Origin of the sequence: Lawsonibacter faecis, assembly GCF_014287675.1 — a bacterium.
GTDB classification, from domain to species: Bacteria; Bacillota; Clostridia; order Oscillospirales; family Oscillospiraceae; genus Pseudoflavonifractor; species Pseudoflavonifractor faecis.
Window position 1 is genome coordinate 25,002 of sequence record NZ_JACOPQ010000015.1, and the last position, 16,067, is coordinate 41,068.

At 64.3% G+C, this 16,067-nt stretch carries 18 protein-coding genes; 2 read left to right on the forward strand and 16 right to left on the reverse strand.

From position 1 onward, the window contains the following. The first annotated feature begins 2 nt into the window (after positions 1–2). Both H8S62_RS15375 and H8S62_RS15380 read left to right on the forward strand, forming a co-directional pair. The gene (locus H8S62_RS15375; protein WP_186920183.1) at positions 3–668 is read left to right on the forward strand and encodes a hypothetical protein; all 666 of its coding nucleotides are present in this window, start codon (positions 3–5) and stop codon (positions 666–668) included. Between the two features lie 218 nt (positions 669–886). After that, a complete protein-coding gene (locus tag H8S62_RS15380; protein ID WP_155150184.1) occupies positions 887–1,972 on the forward strand; it encodes an acyltransferase in 1,086 nt (361 codons plus the stop codon). 47 nt (positions 1,973–2,019) lie between these two features. Here H8S62_RS15380 and H8S62_RS15385 read toward each other — a convergent pair whose 3' ends face one another. The 16 genes from H8S62_RS15385 to H8S62_RS15460 form a co-directional block, all read right to left on the reverse strand. Continuing rightward, the gene (locus tag H8S62_RS15385; protein ID WP_155150182.1) at positions 2,020–2,460 is read right to left on the reverse strand and encodes a cupin domain-containing protein; all 441 of its coding nucleotides are present in this window, start codon (positions 2,458–2,460) and stop codon (positions 2,020–2,022) included. 3 nt (positions 2,461–2,463) lie between these two features. Then, positions 2,464–3,549: an ethanolamine utilization protein EutH gene (gene eutH / locus H8S62_RS15390; RefSeq protein ID WP_155150180.1), complete on the reverse strand. Its 1,086-nt coding sequence runs from the start codon at positions 3,547–3,549 to the stop codon at positions 2,464–2,466. 132 nt (positions 3,550–3,681) lie between these two features. After that, the gene (locus tag H8S62_RS15395; protein ID WP_155150178.1) at positions 3,682–3,918 is read right to left on the reverse strand and encodes a EutN/CcmL family microcompartment protein; all 237 of its coding nucleotides are present in this window, start codon (positions 3,916–3,918) and stop codon (positions 3,682–3,684) included. Further along, complete coding sequence (locus tag H8S62_RS15400) at positions 3,915–4,205, reverse strand: hypothetical protein (RefSeq protein ID WP_243255778.1); 291 nt, start codon at positions 4,203–4,205, stop codon at positions 3,915–3,917. The genes H8S62_RS15395 and H8S62_RS15400 overlap by 4 nt, the downstream gene beginning before the upstream one ends. A 267-nt stretch (positions 4,206–4,472) precedes the next feature. Next, positions 4,473–5,084: an ethanolamine utilization phosphate acetyltransferase EutD gene (eutD, locus tag H8S62_RS15405; protein ID WP_155152931.1), complete on the reverse strand. Its 612-nt coding sequence runs from the start codon at positions 5,082–5,084 to the stop codon at positions 4,473–4,475. Positions 5,085–5,105: 21 nt separating this feature from the next. After that, the gene (locus H8S62_RS15410) at positions 5,106–5,873 is read right to left on the reverse strand and encodes an ATP-binding protein (RefSeq protein WP_155150176.1); all 768 of its coding nucleotides are present in this window, start codon (positions 5,871–5,873) and stop codon (positions 5,106–5,108) included. 3 nt (positions 5,874–5,876) lie between these two features. Beyond that, on the reverse strand, positions 5,877–6,176 hold the full coding sequence (gene eutM, locus H8S62_RS15415) for an ethanolamine utilization microcompartment protein EutM (protein WP_155150237.1): 300 nt from the start codon (positions 6,174–6,176) through the stop codon (positions 5,877–5,879). 461 nt (positions 6,177–6,637) lie between these two features. Beyond that, entirely contained in the window at positions 6,638–8,149 is a 1,512-nt protein-coding gene (locus H8S62_RS15420) for an acetaldehyde dehydrogenase (acetylating) (RefSeq protein WP_155150174.1), read from the reverse strand. 2 nt (positions 8,150–8,151) lie between these two features. After that, positions 8,152–8,805: an ethanolamine utilization microcompartment protein EutL gene (gene eutL / locus H8S62_RS15425; protein ID WP_155150173.1), complete on the reverse strand. Its 654-nt coding sequence runs from the start codon at positions 8,803–8,805 to the stop codon at positions 8,152–8,154. An 84-nt stretch (positions 8,806–8,889) separates the two neighbouring features. Further along, positions 8,890–9,798 carry an ethanolamine ammonia-lyase subunit EutC gene (gene eutC / locus H8S62_RS15430; protein ID WP_155150171.1) on the reverse strand — a complete coding sequence of 303 codons (909 nt, stop codon included), beginning with the start codon at positions 9,796–9,798 and terminating at the stop codon, positions 8,890–8,892. A 320-nt stretch (positions 9,799–10,118) separates the two neighbouring features. After that, positions 10,119–11,483, reverse strand: coding sequence for an ethanolamine ammonia-lyase subunit EutB (locus tag H8S62_RS15435; protein ID WP_186920184.1), 1,365 nt, complete (start codon positions 11,481–11,483; stop codon positions 10,119–10,121). 254 nt (positions 11,484–11,737) lie between these two features. Next, positions 11,738–13,195 (reverse strand): ethanolamine ammonia-lyase reactivating factor EutA, encoded by a 1,458-nt coding sequence (eutA, locus tag H8S62_RS15440; RefSeq protein ID WP_155150168.1) that lies wholly within the window; start codon positions 13,193–13,195, stop codon positions 11,738–11,740. Then, complete coding sequence (locus H8S62_RS15445; protein WP_155150166.1) at positions 13,192–13,395, reverse strand: hypothetical protein; 204 nt, start codon at positions 13,393–13,395, stop codon at positions 13,192–13,194. The genes eutA and H8S62_RS15445 overlap by 4 nt, the downstream gene beginning before the upstream one ends. A gap of 71 nt (positions 13,396–13,466) precedes the next feature. Further along, a complete protein-coding gene (locus H8S62_RS15450) occupies positions 13,467–14,549 on the reverse strand; it encodes a 1-propanol dehydrogenase PduQ (RefSeq protein WP_186920186.1) in 1,083 nt (360 codons plus the stop codon). A 110-nt stretch (positions 14,550–14,659) separates the two neighbouring features. Continuing rightward, positions 14,660–14,938: a hypothetical protein gene (locus H8S62_RS15455; RefSeq protein WP_186920188.1), complete on the reverse strand. Its 279-nt coding sequence runs from the start codon at positions 14,936–14,938 to the stop codon at positions 14,660–14,662. 385 nt (positions 14,939–15,323) lie between these two features. Continuing rightward, positions 15,324–15,977 (reverse strand): HAD family hydrolase, encoded by a 654-nt coding sequence (locus tag H8S62_RS15460; protein ID WP_186920190.1) that lies wholly within the window; start codon positions 15,975–15,977, stop codon positions 15,324–15,326. Positions 15,978–16,067: the final 90 nt, after the last annotated feature.

A 16,067-nucleotide genomic window follows, 5' to 3' on the forward strand; every position in this document is an offset into this window, starting at 1 on the left:
CGATGGAAGATATCAGGATCTCAGGAATGGGCGATCTGCCCGGCGGTGAATACCGCTCCGTGTCGGTCAGCGGCATGGGCAAGTGCACCGGCGCGCTCAGCGCCCAGAGCGTCACCGTCAACGGCACCTTCAACTGCAAGGGCAGTCTGGACAGCCAGACCACAGCCGTCAACGGCACCCTCAAGTGCGCAGGCCCCCTGCGCACCGAGCGGTTCTCCTGCAACGGCATGGCCGACCTTCTGGGCGACACGGTGGCCAACACCCTCACGGTGGGCGGCATGGTCCACGTCAAGGCCGCCAAGCTGGAGGGCGCGGAGATTACCTGCACCGGCATCCTCCAGTCCGACGGGCAGATCTCCGCGGACCGGGTCAAGGTCACCGGCGTCGTCAAGGCCAGGGAGATTGTGGGGGACCACGTCTCCATCCGCTCCCACCATGTCTCCCTGCTGAAGATGTTCCTCCCCTCCGCCTCCTCCATCTCCTCCGCAGACCTCATCGAGGCCACCACGATAGACCTGGAGGGCGTCAAGGCCGGCGTTGTCAACGGACACGATATCACCATCGGCGCCGCCTGCACTGTCGACTGCGTGGACTGCACCGGCACCCTGCGCATCCACCCCTCCGCGGCGGTGGGCAGTGTCACCGGCGACTATACCATGCTGGGGTAAGCGCCATGGTCATCATTTTCAAAGGCTGCCGCACAGCTCCGGTCCCCGCCTCCGGCAAGAAGGCGGCTCCGCCCGGACCCGGCAAAAAGGCGGCGCAGGCGCCGCGCCGCCTCTCCGGGCGTATCCAAAGCGCCTTGCCCACGCCTTGACAGATGCATGACTTCGCTTTATGATAGGTACAATATTCCTCAGATATATTGTGACTGGGGGTGGACGTCATGGAGCAGTCTGGCGATAAACGGGTCCTGGGCGTGGACCTGCTGCGCATCCTCTCCATGTTTTTTGTCGTCGTGCTCCACACGCTGGGTGTGGGGGGAGCGCTGGCCGCGCTGCCGCCCAGCTCTCTCCGGTACTGGACGCTCTGGGCTCTGGAGGCCCTCTCCTACTGCGCGGTCAACTGTATGGGGCTTATCAGCGGATATGTCGCCGCGGGACGGCCCCACCCGCTGCGCCGCCTGCGCAGTCTGTGGCTCCAGGTGTTCTTTTACTCCGCGGTCATCACCCTGGTCTTCGCCCTCCTCCAGCCCGGCTCCCTCCGCCCGCGGGATATGCTCGCGCCCTTCATCCCGGTGCTGAACGGCACATACTGGTATTTTACCGCCTATTTCGTTCTCTTCCTTCTCATGCCCTTTCTGGATCTGATCCTGAACGCGCTCACCCGCAGCACGGCAAAGCGGCTGTCTATCACGCTGGTGGCGGCGTTCTCCATTATGGCCGCCCTCTCGCCGGAGAAGTCCTTCGCCGTCCAGTCCGGCTACAGCGTCCTCTGGCTGGTTGTCCTCTATCTCCTGGGCGGCTGCCTGCGGCGTTTTCCTCCCCTGCGCCAGCGCAGCGCCCGGCTTTATCTCCTGGGCTATCTGGCCTGCTCCCTTCTGGCTCTGCTCGGGAAGGATCTGTTTGAAGGCGTGCCTCCGCTGATTATATTCAGCTTCAGCGGCCTCTTTTTAACCTACAGCTCCCCCCTGATCCTGTTCTCCGCAATTTTCCTGCTCCTGGCCCTGCGCCAGTACCAGCCCGGGCATGCGCTTCCCCGCCGTGTCATCCGCTTCTGCGCGCCGCTCTCCTTCGGCGTGTATTTGCTCCACGCGCACCCCCTGGTCTGGAGCCACGTCCTCTCCGGCAGTACGGCTGCCCTGGCCCAATATTCAACGCCTCAATGCGCCGCTTTGGTCCTGCTCATCGCCTTGTTCATCTTCGCCGCCGGCATCTGCGCGGACTTTGTGCGCGACAGGCTCTTCTGCTTCGCCGCCCTTCTCTTCCGTCGAACCTCCAAGCGAAACGGCAAAGCACCCCCGGAACCTTAAAGCCGCATCCGTGAATGCGGTCCTTTGAGCTTCGGGGGTGCTTTGTCTTATTTCTGGCTCTGCCAGTCCGCGGGATAGACGAAGTATAAAAAACGCGCGCGGCCCTGTACGGAGAACTGGATGGCGCTGCCCTTGGGGATATAGAGCACCTCGCCCGGCCCGGCGGAGACTGTTTCCCCGCCGATGAGTACGTCCAGCCGCCCCTCCACCACGTAGTCCATCTCGTCGTAGCCCAGGGTCCAGGGGAAGGTGGTGTCGATCATCTCCATGACGCCCACGCCCATTCGGGGGCTCTCCTCCAGCGTGAAAAGGTCATGGGTGTAGACCCGGTCGCCGCTGCGGCCGGTGTCCATGCGGTCGGCCTCGGTGATCTGTATCCGGGGCGCCGCCACGCTCTTGACGCCGTGGGTTCCGCGGCTGCGGGCCTGTCCGCCCAGTTTCTCCAGCAGGACCTCCCGGACCAGCTGTTCCAGTGCTTGCCTGTCCATGTGTTACGCCGCCTCCCTATCCCGCCGGGTGATGAACATGGCCACCGCCACGGCGGTGACGCCGCCCACCAGCTTGCCCACGATCATGGGGAAGATCATGGTGGCGTCAAAGCCCGCCGTAAAGCCCAGGTGGTCGCCGAAGACGAAGGCGGCGGAAACCGCGAAAGCCACATTGATGACCTTGCCCCGCTTGTCCATGTCGTGCATCATGCCGAACATGGGGATGTTATTGGCCAGGGTGGCCACCAGTCCCGCGGCGGAGATGTCGTTCATCCCCATCAGGTGTCCCAGCTTCATCAGGGGCTTCTTGAAGACCTTGGTGATGACGTATACCAGCGGGAACGCGCCCGCCAGCACCACGGCGATGTCGCCCACCACGCCGAAGCCCTCCTCAATGGGGTTCATTCCCGGGATGAGGGTGATAGGGGTCAGCTTTTCTATAATGGCGGCCGCCAGCCCTATGGTGATTATAATAACCACAATTTTGCCGAACACCTGAAAGCCCTTTACCATGCCGTTGGGGATAAGCCAGAGTCCCACGGCGATGAGCACCGCGAACAGCACGATGGGGACGAGGTTGCGCAGAACCATTATGATGTTGAATCCAGCCACCAGGCCGCCCACGAAGGCGCCCACAGGAATGGTGATTACCCCCGCCAGCACGCCGGTGGCCAGATACCTGCGGTCCTCGGCCTTGATGATGCCCAGACCCACCGGGATGGTGAAGACGATGGTGGGCCCCAGCATGGCGCCCACGATGAGGCCGCCGAACTGTCCCGCCTCGGGACTGAGCGCCAGCTCCTTCGCCAGGGGCGCGCCGCCCATGTCGTTTGCCAGGATGGTGCCCGCGAACATGGCCGGGTCGGCCCCCAGGAACTGATAGACCGGCACCACCACGGGCCGCAGGAGATTGGCCAGCACCGGGGCCAGGCAGATAATGCCGATCATCGCCAGGGCCAGACTGCCCATGGCGATGATGCCCTCCTCGAACTTCTCTCCCAGTCCGAACCGATTGCCGATGATGCGGTCAATGGCCCCCAGGGCCATAAAGAGAACCATTAGATAGACGATGATCTCGTTGATGGACAAAAAGATTGCCCCCTTAGCTTAGAATTCATTGAAAAGAGAAGCGCGGGAAATAAAAAGGGCGGCTGCGCGGCGAAATTGCAGCAGACATTCAAGTTCAGCACGGCAATGCGCTCTTTTTTCTCTTTTCATTTATCACGATTCAGTATCCACAATGCCCACAATAGCGGCGTCCACGGGGATCTCCCGTCCCGCCGCCACCCGGGCCGCGCCGCCGGTGGCCACGAGGACGGTGTCCCCCTCCCCCGCGCCCACGCAGTCCGCGCAGACCAGAGACTTCTCTCCCGCCCGGACGGTGAGGAAGGCCTGCCCCAGCAGGGCCGCGGACTTCTTGGTGGCCCAGAGGTTGCCGGTCACGACGCCCACAATCATAGTCCGCTCCCCCTGTAGGGGCGGCCTGTGGACGCCCGGGCGATGCCCAGCTCCCGCAGTTCCCGCTCCATGGAGGTGAAGCGGATATAGACCCCCCGCTCAGCGGTTCTGGCGTACTGCTTATACTCCAGTGCCCCATCCGCCAGGGAGACCCGCCTCCCCTCCAGCAGAGCGGACAGCACCCGCCGCTCCTCCTCGGTCAGCGCCAGCCCCAGGGACAGCAGGGCCATCTGCTCCACCGGGAGCCAGGTGATGACCAGCCCGCCGTCCCGTTCTTCCAGTATCAATCCCCTCAGCTCCTTTTATCGGGGCGGTCATCGGCCCTCTCCCCTGCGGCCTCTGCCGGGCCAGAATCATTCCCCTGTCGCCCTTCTTAAATCCGCAGGCGTTGGCCTTCCCCACAAAAGATGGGTCTTTTGTGGGGAACCCTTTATGATTTTATCTGCCCGGGCGGAGTGAATCCGCCCGGGCATCAAGGTTTGGCCCGCGGGCCAAACGCTTGGACGCGCCACCCGGCGCGGCTCCTCGGCCACCGCATATACCCCGTGCGTCGGCTATCCCTCCGGCAGAATCATTCCCCTGTCGCCCTTCTTAAATCCGCAGGCGTTGGCCTCGTCGTAGTCGATGTGCACCACGGTGGAGAACTTTTCGGACACTCGGACCTCCACCTCCTCAAAGATCAGCGGACGGCCCGTAAAGGTCCGCAGGCGCACGTCCTGCTTGTCTGCCACGCCAAAGCGGCGGGCGTCCTCCGGAGTGATGTGGATGTGCCGCTTGGCGACAATAAGGCCCTTCGTGAGACGAATCTCCCGGTCCCCGTGCCGAATGGCGATCCCCGGCGTCCCCTCAATGCTGCCCGAGATACGCACCGGCGGGGTGACACCCAGCGCCACCGCGTCGGTGAGGGAGACCTCCACCTGGCTCTCGCCCCGCTCAGGCCCCAGGATCACCACATTTTTCAGCTCCCCCTTGGGCCCGGCGAGGGTCACCCGCTCGGCGCAGGCGAACTGCCCCGGCTGGCTCAAATCCTTCACCCGGTTCAGTTGGTAGCCCCGGCCGAAGAGCGTCTCCAGATCCCCGCGGCTGAGGTGGACGTGCCGTCCGCTGGCCTCGATCTCAATGGTCATGCGGGCCACGATTTCCTCCGCCAGGCGGTCAATCTGCATTTGCTGTAATTCCACGGGTTTTCACCCTTTCTGATATTTCCCTGCTTTTAGTTTGATCATCATAATCCACATAAGGGAGGAGAGGCGGTTGAGCCCCAGAATGATGTCGTCCCGGGTCACGTTGCCGTCCGCGTCCCGGAACGCCCGGTAGGCTGCCAGCTCGGTCTGCCGTACGATGGTGCGGACCTTGTTCACCGCCAGAATGGCCGGGCCGTCGGTGTAGCGGATCAGGAAGTGGGGCTGCCCAAAGTGCTTTTCCGGGTAGTGGGAGTACTCCCGCAGCTCTCCGGGCGTATAGCCGCAGAGCCGCATCTCCCCCAGGTTCTCATCCAGCACATCGAAGCGGATAAAGCGCCGCACGAAGTCCAGCACCTCCTCCAGCTCTTCGGCCAGCGTCCCATAGCCCTCTCCCGCGGCCGCGTGCTGGGCCAGGGTAATCTCCGCCTCCAGCAGGTCGATGTACCCCCGGAATGCGATGCGGGGGTGGTCCTTGAAGACCAGAATATTGCCCTTCAGGTGGGTCATGTGCTCCGGTTTTTCGTACAGATCGGCCCCAAAGAGCGTGCGGTACCTGGCCGCGGGCTTTTCCCCCCCGGCCTTTGCAGGACGGGGGCTCGTCCCCGCCCCATGGCCCTCGGATTTTCCCTCCGGGTACACGACCTCCACCTTGTGCGCGCTCAAATAGTCCTTGGCGCCGGGGGTCAGTACCTCCTCGCGCCGTACCACCACGGGCCCCCGGGTGCCGCCGTTGGACATCCGGCGCACGTCCTCCTCGGTCAGTAAGGCCATGGCTTACTGACCGTCGTACTCGCTCTTGCCGTGGGGCAGAACGGAGTCCACCTCGGCGTGGGGGCGGGGGATGACGTGGACGCTCACCAGCTCGCCCACCTTCTCCGCCGCAGCCGCGCCCGCGTCGGTGGCGGCCTTGACGGCGCCGACGTCGCCCCGGACCATCACGGTCACCAGGCCGCCGCCCACCTGCTCCTTGCCCACCAGCTGTACGTTGGCCGCCTTTACCATGGCGTCCGCCGCCTCGATGGCCGCCACCAGGCCCTTTGTCTCCACCATTCCCAGTGCATTCGTGTTCGCCATTGAAATTCTCCTTTCATATTTGCCTCCCTCGCTGAGGGAGCCGGCAGCGGCTGCGCCGCTGCCCGAGGGAGCTGATTTTTTCATCCTTGGCTCCCCCGCCGGGGGCGCCGTCCGCGCGGCGGGCCGAGGGCTCCCTCCCCCGTCTCCCCCGGAGGGTGAGCCGTCCGCCTTCGCCGCCCTCTTCCGTCCCGTCTTGGCGGGCTTTTCCGCCTCCACGGCGCTCATGGCCGTCCCAGCGCCCCGGTGGGCGTCGCCCCGGGCCACGGCCTCGGCCTGCCTGTGGGGGATGCCCCCCACCGTCCCGGCGTATTCGCCGTTGGCCGCGTAAATCGGGTGCTCACGGACCGGCTCCTCGTCCTGGTGCCTGGGCTCCTCGGCCATGAGGCTGTTGGTCAGGTTCTGCACCTCCTGGAGCAGGTGCTCCTGGGGATTCACCAGCACGCCGTCGGCATTGACCTCGCTCATACGCCCAGCCTCCTCATAATCTGGCGCACCAGCTCATCCATGGCGGCGTTGTCCATGCCGCCCGACGCGCCGTTTCCGCCGCCGCAGGACGCCGCCGCCCCGGTACGTGTGTTCTCCCAGGGAGAGGAGGCGTTTCCGGCCCGGATATCCTCCAGCTCGCGCACACCCCAGGCCACCCGCTTGATGTTGATGAGGTCCAGGGGCCCGATGTTGTTGGAGCTGGACGACCCGCCCACCGCACCGCAGCCCAGGGTCAGGGCGGGGAAGAGGCAGGTGCTGGCCCCGATACCGCCCAGGGCGGAGGGAGTATTCACCAGCACCCGGCTGGCAGGGACCGCCTTTGCAAACCGCTTGACCACGCTTTCATCCTCGGCGTGGATGGAGAAGGTATGGCCCGCGCCCTCCCACTCCAGGATCTCCACACAGCGGCGGAGCACCGCCTCCTCGTCCGCCTCCACGTAGTATGCCAAAATGAGGCCCAATTTTTCATTGGAATATGGGTATCCTTTGCCCACGCCGGTCTCTCTTGCCACCAAAACCCGCGCGGAGGCGGGGATTCCGCTCAGTCCGGCCAGTTTTGCCACGGTTTCCACGCTTTTGCCCACAATCTGCGGGTTCATGGTGCCGTTTGCCCTCAGTATGAACCTGGAGAGGGTCTTGTGCTCCGCATCGGAGAGAAGATAGGCCCCCTGGCGCTTCAACTCCTCGGTTACCGCGCGTTCCATGGCCTTTTCCACCACAATGGACTGCTCGCTGGCGCAGATGGTGCCGTTATCGAAGGTTTTGGAGTCCAGAATGCGCTTGACCGCCATTTGGACGTTGGCTGTGCGGTGGATATAGGCCGGTCCGTTGCCCGCGCCCACGCCGATGGCGGGGGTGCCGGAGGAGTAGGCCGCCTTGACCATGGCCCCGCCGCCGGTCGCGAGGATGAGCCGGGTGTCGTCGTGCTTCATCAGGGCGTTGGTGGCCTCCAGTGTGGGGGTGGAGATGCAGGAGACGCACCCGGCGGGGGCGCCCGCGCTTTCCGCCGCCCGGCGGACCACATTCACCGTCTCAGTGATGCAGTTGAGCGCGCTGGGGTGGGGGGAGAAGATGATGGGGTTGCCCGCCTTCAGGCAGATCATGGCCTTGTAGATGACGGTGGAGGTGGGGTTGGTGGAGGGCACCAGCCCCGCCACGATGCCGACCGGTACGCCGATGTCGATGGTCTTCTTCTCGCGGTCCTCGGCCAGGATGCCGATGGTCCGCTCGTCCTTGATTGCGTCGTAGAGGGTCACGGCGGCAAAGCGGTTTTTAAGCTCCTTGTCCTCTTTGCGGCCGAAGCCGGTCTCCTCCACCGCCATGTCGCCCAGCCGCCGGGCGTCCTCCGCGCCGGCCCGGGAAATGGCCGCCACGATGGCGTCCAGCTGCTTCTGATCCATTCCCGCCAGCACCCGCTGGGCCTCACGGGCCGCGGCGATGAGGTTGCGCACCTCCTGGACGGACCGCAGGTCCTTATCCAATTGCATATCTACACCTCCCTGGGCCGGGCCGCCACGGACTTGACCGCTTCGGCGAAGGCCGCCGCCGCCGCGTTGCAGGCGGACTGGGTGCCGGTGAGGAGTCCGCCGCCGAAGTTGGTCTCGCTGGGCGGCTCGTAGAGGGCCACCAACTCCACATCGGCGGCCTTGAGGGCCTCGTCCAGGCCCACCACGGCCTCCAGGGGCGGGGCGATGAGATAGGCCAGCGCCTCCCCCTCCCGCACTCCCGCTGTCTGGGAGAGATAGGTCCCGGTGCGGGAGACGGTGTGGGCGAAGTAGACCACGCTGTCGTCCTCATTGGCGGAGCGGAAGCCCGCGCCGTCCTGGATGAAGCCCACCGCCGACCGAAGGCCGCTCTGGACCTCCGCCGGGTTTGGTCCGGCCAGGATGCCGATGACCTCCCCGGCGTACTTGGTGGAGGCATTGGCCGCCCCCGCGTAGAGGCTCCTGCCGTAGACCACCTCCACGGCGGCGGACTTGGTTGCCTCGTCCAGGGCGCAGTAGGTCACGTCGTCGCAGTCGGTGGTGATGATGCCGATGGAGCGGTGCCCCTCGGGCAGAGACAGCCTGGCCGCCAGGCTCTCGCTCACGTTGGCGATGGTGTGGGTGGCGAGGATATTGACGGGAATCAAATCGTTTGTCATGAAAACACCCCTTTGGAAAAGAAAAAAGAAAAACAGCTTGCCCAGCCTCCACTTTCTTCTTTTTTCTCTCTTTAGCATCTTTTTTTATTTCAAATCGATACCGCTGGCCTTTTTCTCCAGCATGGTCTTAATCAGTTCCGCGATGTGCGCGCCCGCCTCCACCGCCGTGGTGCCCTGCCTGTGGATGTTGGAGATGACGGTTCGCTTGGACTCGGGGATGCCGATATAGGGTTTGTAGGTGATATAGGCGGACATGGACTCCGCCGTCACCAGGCCGGGCCGCTCCCCCACCAGCATACAGACCACCTCGGCCCCGGTCAGCTCGCCGATGTGGTCGCTGGCGCCCACCCGGCAGAACTTGATGAAGAGGATGTCCGGCGTGTCGATGCCGAAGGATTTGAGCCCCGCCTTGACCGACTCGATGCAGTCCTCGGCGTTGGCCTCAATGGCGGCGGAGCTCAGCCCGTCGCCCACCACCAGGGCCACCCTGGGGTTGCGGCCCAGGGTCTTTTGGATGATCGCCTGGTTCTCCTGGTCGAACCGGCGGCCCTTGTCGGGCCGGGTCAGGTACTCGTCCTTGTCCCCGCAGAGGGTCTGGACGGGGACAAACTGGTTCCGCTTTACAAATTCCTCGTCCACCAGGGAGAAGCAGGAGTCCTGGGCGGCCGCGTGGTCGGCCCGGACCCGGAGCATGGTGACGGTCTTGTACCGGGCGCCCGCCCGGCCCACGCCGATGCGGGCGGGGGTTTTCAGCTTCAGGTCCTGGAAGGCGGCGCCGTTGCGGGGGTTCTCAATCAGGTACTGCCGCCGCAGATCGATTTCCGAGATATCGGGCAGCATGGCCCCGGCGGCCACGCTCTGCTCCCAGGCCCGGGTCACCCCCTCGCTCTCCAGGGGCACGTAGTCCGCGCCCTTCACCTGGGGCGTGGGCGCCTGGCCCATGAGGTCCACTATCATGCGCTCCACCAGGGTGCGCAGTTCTTTGTCGTTCAAATAAATCAACTCCTTGATTGACCCTTTAGAAGGGGGCTGGCGCGGAGCACCCGGGGATTGAAGCTCCCCTCCGCCTGCGGCGGTCCCCCTCCCTTCATAAGGGAGGCAACTTACGCTCAGGCCAGCAGAATGGACGCGTCGCCCGCCAAATCCGTCAGCCTGCCGCTGCGGACAAAGCCCATCTTCTCCCCATCGAATCAAGAGCTTCGATGGGGGCCCCGCTTTTTATCAGCTGCCGCGGCGAAATAAATCCGCCGCGGCTGCGCCGCATTCGCGGCGGCTCGCTCTCGCTCGCGCTGGAGAAGACGGGCCGCAGTTAATCAGGCCAGCAGAATGGACGCGTCGCCCGCCAAATCCGTCAGCCTGCCGCTGCGGACAAAGCCCATCTTCTCCAGCCACTCCTGGAAGGGCTTGATGGCGGTGAGGCCGAACATCTCCCGCAGGGCGGCGGTCTCGTGGAAGCCGGTGGTCTGGTAGTTGAGCATCACGTCGTCCCCGTGGGGGATGCCCATAAAGTAGTTGCACCCGGCGGTGGTGAGGAGGACGGCCAAATCCTCGATGTCGTTCTGGTCGGCCTTCATATGGTTGGTGTAGCACGCGTCGCACCCCATGGGGATGCCGGTGAGCTTGCCCATAAAATGATCCTCCAGGCCCGCGCGGATGACCTGCTTGGAATTGTAGAGGTATTCCGGGCCGATGAAGCCCACCACCGTGTTCACCAGGAAGGGCTGGTACCGCTTGGCGAAGCCGTAGCACCGGGCCTCCATGACCACCTGGTCGGCCCCGTGATGCGCCTCGCTGGAGAGTTCGCTGCCCTGCCCGGTCTCAAAGTACATCACGTTGGGGCCGGTGGCGTTGCCCTCCCGGAGGGCGAGCTGACGGGCCTCCTCAATCATGCTGCCGGTGAGGCCGAAGGCCTCGTTGCCCTTTTGGCTGCCGGCAATGGACTGGAAGATGAGGTCGCAGGGCGCGCCCTGGCGCACGGCCTCCATCTGGGTGGTCACATGGGCCAGGACGCAGATTTGGGTGGGAATCTCCCAGCGGTTGCGCACCTCATGGAAGCGGTCCAGCACCCGGCGGACGCTCTCCACGCTGTCGTCCACGGGGTTGAGGCCCAGCACCGCGTCCCCCGCGCCGTAGGTGAGGCCCTCCAGCAGGGAGGCCATGATGCCGTCGGGGTCGTCGGTGGGGTGGTTGGGCTGGAGGCGGCAGGAGAGGGTCCCCGGCTCGCCGATGGTGGTGTTGCAGTGGGCGGTGACCTTGATTTTCTTCGCCGCGTAGATGAGGTCCATGTTGCTCATCAGCTTGGCCACCGCCGCAATCATCTCGGCCGTCAGGCCCCGGGATACCCGCCAGATATCCTCATTGGTGGTCTTCTCGCTGAGAAGCCACTCCCTCAGCTCCGAGACCGTCCAGTTCTTGATCTCGGCGTAGACCTTTTCGTTCACGTCGTCCTGAATGATGCGGGTCACCTCGTCCTCCTCGTAGGGGACGGCGGGGCTGTTGCGCAGGTCGGACAACAGAAGGTTCGCCACCACCACCTTGGCGGCCACCCGCTCCTCGGCGGTCTCGGCGGCGATGCCCGCCAGGCTGTCGCCGGATTTGACCTCGTTTGCCTTGGCCAGCACGTCCTTGACCGACTTGAAGTCGTAGACGCGGCCGAGGAGTTTGGTTTTGAGTATCAAAATGATCAGCTCCTTGCGGCGGAGGACATCAGCCCCCGCCCTACTTTTGAAATACCAGAGTTTTGATGACGACCGGTAACACCGCACCATTCGCCACCGGCAGGGGCGCGGACATTTTCTGCGGAAAATGCGGGGTATTACGGCCGCGCCCTCCAGGGGGAACCCCGTTCCCCCTGGATACGCACCGGGGCGGACGCCGGTGCGATACCCCCTCCGCTCTCCGAGGGGGTTCACTGCCAATCCTGCTGTATTATTTAGTTTTTCTGAAATGCCAGCGTTTTAATGACGACCGGTAACACCGCACCATTCGCCACCGGCGCGCCGATGTCGATGTAGTCGCCGTTGTCCGCGCTGACGCCGTCCAGGCACAGGAGGGGGCCGCTTATCCCCGGGGCCAGGGCCTGGCCCAGAACCTTCGCCATGTCGGTCTCCACCACCACCACGGGGAAAAAGCCTCTCCCCAGCAGCGGCTCCAGCCCCTCCCGGACGCCCTGGGCCAGCTCCTTCACGGCGCGGTAGGAGGGGTTTTTCTCCCCCCGCAGGCACAGGGCTGTCTGGGTGAGGCCCCCCTCGTCGGCAAACCAGCGCAGCTTCTCCCGGATGGCGGCGGCGAGCCGGGCGGGGCCTCCCCGCTCCTCCTCTTCCGTCAGCTTGAGGATGGGCAGATTTTTCAGGGGGAACTCCACCCCGCGGTAGAAGATGGTGGACCCGGAGAGGTCGGTGGAGTGGCTGCCCGCCCCCACCACCGTGGCCCGGATGGTCTCCTCCCCCCGGACCAGCTCCGTCCCCCGAAAGGCCGGGGACTCCCGGATGGCCCTGCCCAGCAGCACGCCGATATCGCCGTAGGCCAGCCAGTCCTCCGGCGGCGACCAGATGCAGTCGGCCACGCCCCCGGAGAAGGACACGCAGGGCACCGGCGCGGCGGGCAGCGGCATTTTGGCCGCCCCGCCGGTCCAGAAGAAGTCGGCCAGCCCGGTGGGCTCCCGCAGCCCCGCAATCTCCTCCAGGGCCGAGACCATGGCGGAGACGAAGGGGGCGAGACGTTCCGGGGCGGCCGCTTCGCCCACGGAGAGCGGAGCGCCCCGGGCGGCGCATCCGGGCGGAGCGCTGTCGTAAAACTGCCGCACCTTGGGGGACAGATAGGTGATGCTTCCGGTCTCACGGTCAATCTTGATGAGCCGGCCTCCCACATCCATGCACCCGGTGGTCTTCAGCTCCCCACGGTCGTAGAGGGCCAGGTTGGACGTGCCGCCGCCGATATCAAAGTGTAATACTTCTGTATGATGTTCCTTGGAGTAATCATCTATCCCCGCTCCCCGGGCCGCGAGAATGGATTCCAGGTCCGGTCCGGCGGTTGCCACCACGAAATCCCCGGCAAAGCCGGAGAGGGTGCTCAGCACCTCACGGGCGTTCTCCTTCCGGGCCGTCTCGCCGGTGATGATGACCGCTCCGGTGGAGATTTGAGCTTTCTCAAAGCCCGACTTCCGGTACTCCTCCTCCACGATTGCCCGGACCCCCTCGCTGTCGATCACCGTGTCTGAGAGCAGGGGGGTAAAGTGAATCCCGCTGCGGTAGAGCACCTCTTTGTCCGCAATTGCAATCCGCGGCACCGAAAAGGGGTTGGCCCGGTTCTCCAGCGTCAGCCTGGAGAAGATAAGCTGTGTGGTGGATGTGCCGATGTCGATGCCGACGGATAGCAGCTCCTGGGTCATTTCGGCACCTCCATCACTGGGGCCCCACACGGTGGGGCGGGCGTCAGCCCGTAAAATTGCAGCGCAGCGGAGATTTCGCGCAGGTGGAATTCACTTCCGCCGGAGGGATTCAGATGGGCGGGGTCCCCAGGGCGCAGACCGCGCGCCCTAGGGGGTGATGTGCCGATGTCGATGCCGACGGACAGCAGTTCCTGGGTCATGGCCGCACCTCCTTTTTATCTCGCTCCCGCGGTTCGCAAGGCTCCTCTTGGCTGTGGGCCTTTGTCTTCGCCTACAGCACTTCCCGCACGATGGCCGCCAGCTCCGCGGCGGCGGCGCTGCGCGGGTTGCCGGGCATACACACGTCGGCCAGGGCGGCGGCGGTAATCGCTTCCAAATCCGCCAGGACCGTTTTCCGCTCCACGCCGCAGTCGGTAAGCCGCCCGGGCATCCCCAGGCTCTGGCGCAGCCGGCCCAGGGCCGAGGACAGCGCCCGGGCGTTGGGGGCCAGGCCGCAGGCCTTGGCCAGGGCGGCGTACTTTTTCGCGGCAGCCGGCTCCTCCGCGTTGAAGCGTATGACGTGGGGCATGAGCATGGCGTTGAGCCGCCCGTGGGGGGTGTGGTAGCGGCCCCCCAGGGAGTGGGCCAGGGCGTGGTTTGCACCCAGCCCCGCGCCGTTGAAGGCGATGCCCGCCATGCAGGAGGCCAGGAGCATCTGTTCCTTGGCCGGGTGCTCCCCCTTGGCGGCGTGGGCCTTGATAAGGTTTTCCCAGGCCAGAACGAAGGCCCGCTCGGCCAGGGCGTCGGTGAAGGCGTTGGCCTTCCGGGCCACATAGGCCTCAGAGGCGTGGGTGAGCACGTCCATGCCCGTGTCCGCCGTCACCGGACCGGGCACCCCCGCCAGGAGGGAGGCGTCCAGAATGGCGGCGTCGGGCAGGAGGGCGTCGTCCACCAGGGGGTACTTCACCCCGGCGTCCGTGTCGGTGAGGACGGCGAAGGAGGTCACCTCGCTGCCGGTGCCCGCCGTGGTGGGCACCGCGTAAAAGAGCAGCCCCGGCCGGTCGGAGAAATGGCGCATGGCCTTGGCGCAGTCCATGGGGGACCCGCCGCCGAAGGCCAGCACCGCGTCGGGCGAGAAGTCCCGCAGGGCCCGGACCCCCTCGGCCACCAAGCGGAGGGAGGGGTCCGGGGTGACCTTGCTGAACACCTCCGTCAGAGCGCCCTTGAGGTGTGCCGTCACCCGGGGCAGCAGGCCCGACTTATGGGCCAGAAAATCGTCGGTAACGATGAGCACCCGTTTCCCCGCCAGCGCCTCCAGGGCCGAGAGCGCGTCGTCGCCGAAATAGATGGCCGGTCTCAGCGCAAATGTTTCCATGGTTTCCGCCCGCCTTTTCTTTGGGTAAATTCCGCCGACAGCCAAATTCACCCTGAGATGGACTTAGTATGTCAGCCCTGGCAAAAAATATAGCCCCGGTGAAAAATTTTTCACCGGGGCTTTTCGTGTTTGCCGCTGAGGTTCAAATCTTCGTCCACCTTCACGGCCAGAACCGGGATCGCCTCCCGGGGCGTGGGCGGGCGGTCCAGGCCGGGAAAGAGACTTCTGAACCAAGTCCTCCCCTCGGGCTTGGGGTTGTCCCAAAAATCAGTCATATCCTGAACCATCTGGGCGTCGACCTCCTTGATGGTCACTCCATGCTCAGAGGCGATCTCCGTCAGCATAAGCAGATACTCCAGTTCCCCCATGGGCTTCGGCCTATTTTCCATTCCAATCACCGCCAAAATAATTTAGATACAAACCATATCTAATTTACACTATTCGACTGCTTTTTGAATAAAATAGATACGAAATAGATATAGAAAATTTTGAGGTGGCCGGATGAAAAAGGTGCGAAGTCTTTCTATTCGTATTAGTGATGAGATGCGTATAAAGCTGCACTACATCGCTAAGTATGACGCACATTCTGCCAATTCACATATTATTTACCTGATTCGAAAAAATATTGAAGAGTTTGAGAAAAAGCACGGCAAAATAGATACTTTGGACAAAAATTAGAAGGAGCGGACACCAAGCCGGTGCCCGCTCCCTTTTTACCTGTCGGGATATCTTCCCTATGCCAATCAGCCCGCTAAACGCTCTCTGCTTTTCCGCTCAGCTCTCCTCCAGCCAGCTTTTCAGCTCCGCCAGATCCGGCGCAATATGGTCGTATGGAAACGCCTCAAACGCCCCGGCAGGAGTGATGCCGTTGAGCACGGCGGCAAAATGGGTCCCCGCCCGCTGGGCGGCCTCCGCGTCCAGAACGGTATCCCCGCAGAAGAGGACCTCCTCCCTGTCGATCCCCAGCCTCTCCAGCGCCAGATTCAGTCCCTCCGGGTCCGGCTTGGGACGGCTCACCATGTCCCCGGCCATCACGAAATCCATCAGCGGGGAAAGCTCCAGCTTTTCCAGGAGGGGGAGCAGGGCCGTGCTCCGCTTGGAGCTGACCACCCCCACCTTTATCCCCGCCCCCCGCAGGGCGCGCAGCAATTCCAGCGCCCCCGGGAAGAGGACGGTGGTCTCAAGCTGCATGGGGTGGGATTTCTCCGCGAAGAGGCGGACGAACTCGTCGGCGCGGGCCTCATCGGTATCACCGCTGAGCATGACATAGCCGTCCCGCAGGAGATAGCCCACCGTGGGGCGGACGGCCTCCCGGCCGGGCGGCGTCAGGCCCATCTTCCCAAAGGCGTACTGAAAGCCCGCCACAATGGACTCGGTGGCGTCTCCCAGGGTATAATCAAAGTCGAAGAGTACGGCTTTCAATTTCATTCCATCTCACCCAATCTCTTGATGATCCGCGCCGGGTTCCCGCCGACCGCCCCACCCGGCTCTGGCCGGGCGGGGGCCCCGGTTCTTTTT

Bases quoted from the DNA above. Each gene is read 5' to 3' on its own strand.
- H8S62_RS15375 (WP_186920183.1), top strand. From the start codon at position 3: ATGGAAGATATCAGGATCTCAGGAATGGGCGATCTGCCCGGCGGTGAA.
- H8S62_RS15380 (WP_155150184.1), top strand. From the start codon at position 887: ATGGAGCAGTCTGGCGATAAACGGGTCCTGGGCGTGGACCTGCTGCGC.
- H8S62_RS15385 (WP_155150182.1), bottom strand. From the start codon at position 2,460: ATGGACAGGCAAGCACTGGAACAGCTGGTCCGGGAGGTCCTGCTGGAG.
- H8S62_RS15395 (WP_155150178.1), bottom strand. From the start codon at position 3,918: ATGATTGTGGGCGTCGTGACCGGCAACCTCTGGGCCACCAAGAAGTCC.
- eutD (WP_155152931.1), bottom strand. From the start codon at position 5,084: ATGCAGATTGACCGCCTGGCGGAGGAAATCGTGGCCCGCATGACCATT.
- H8S62_RS15410 (WP_155150176.1), bottom strand. From the start codon at position 5,873: ATGGCCTTACTGACCGAGGAGGACGTGCGCCGGATGTCCAACGGCGGC.
- eutM (WP_155150237.1), bottom strand. From the start codon at position 6,176: ATGGCGAACACGAATGCACTGGGAATGGTGGAGACAAAGGGCCTGGTG.
- H8S62_RS15420 (WP_155150174.1), bottom strand. From the start codon at position 8,149: ATGCAATTGGATAAGGACCTGCGGTCCGTCCAGGAGGTGCGCAACCTC.
- eutL (WP_155150173.1), bottom strand. From the start codon at position 8,805: ATGACAAACGATTTGATTCCCGTCAATATCCTCGCCACCCACACCATC.
- eutA (WP_155150168.1), bottom strand. From the start codon at position 13,195: ATGACCCAGGAGCTGCTATCCGTCGGCATCGACATCGGCACATCCACC.
- H8S62_RS15445 (WP_155150166.1), bottom strand. From the start codon at position 13,395: ATGACCCAGGAACTGCTGTCCGTCGGCATCGACATCGGCACATCACCC.
- H8S62_RS15450 (WP_186920186.1), bottom strand. From the start codon at position 14,549: ATGGAAACATTTGCGCTGAGACCGGCCATCTATTTCGGCGACGACGCG.
- H8S62_RS15455 (WP_186920188.1), bottom strand. From the start codon at position 14,938: ATGGAAAATAGGCCGAAGCCCATGGGGGAACTGGAGTATCTGCTTATG.
- H8S62_RS15460 (WP_186920190.1), bottom strand. From the start codon at position 15,977: ATGAAATTGAAAGCCGTACTCTTCGACTTTGATTATACCCTGGGAGAC.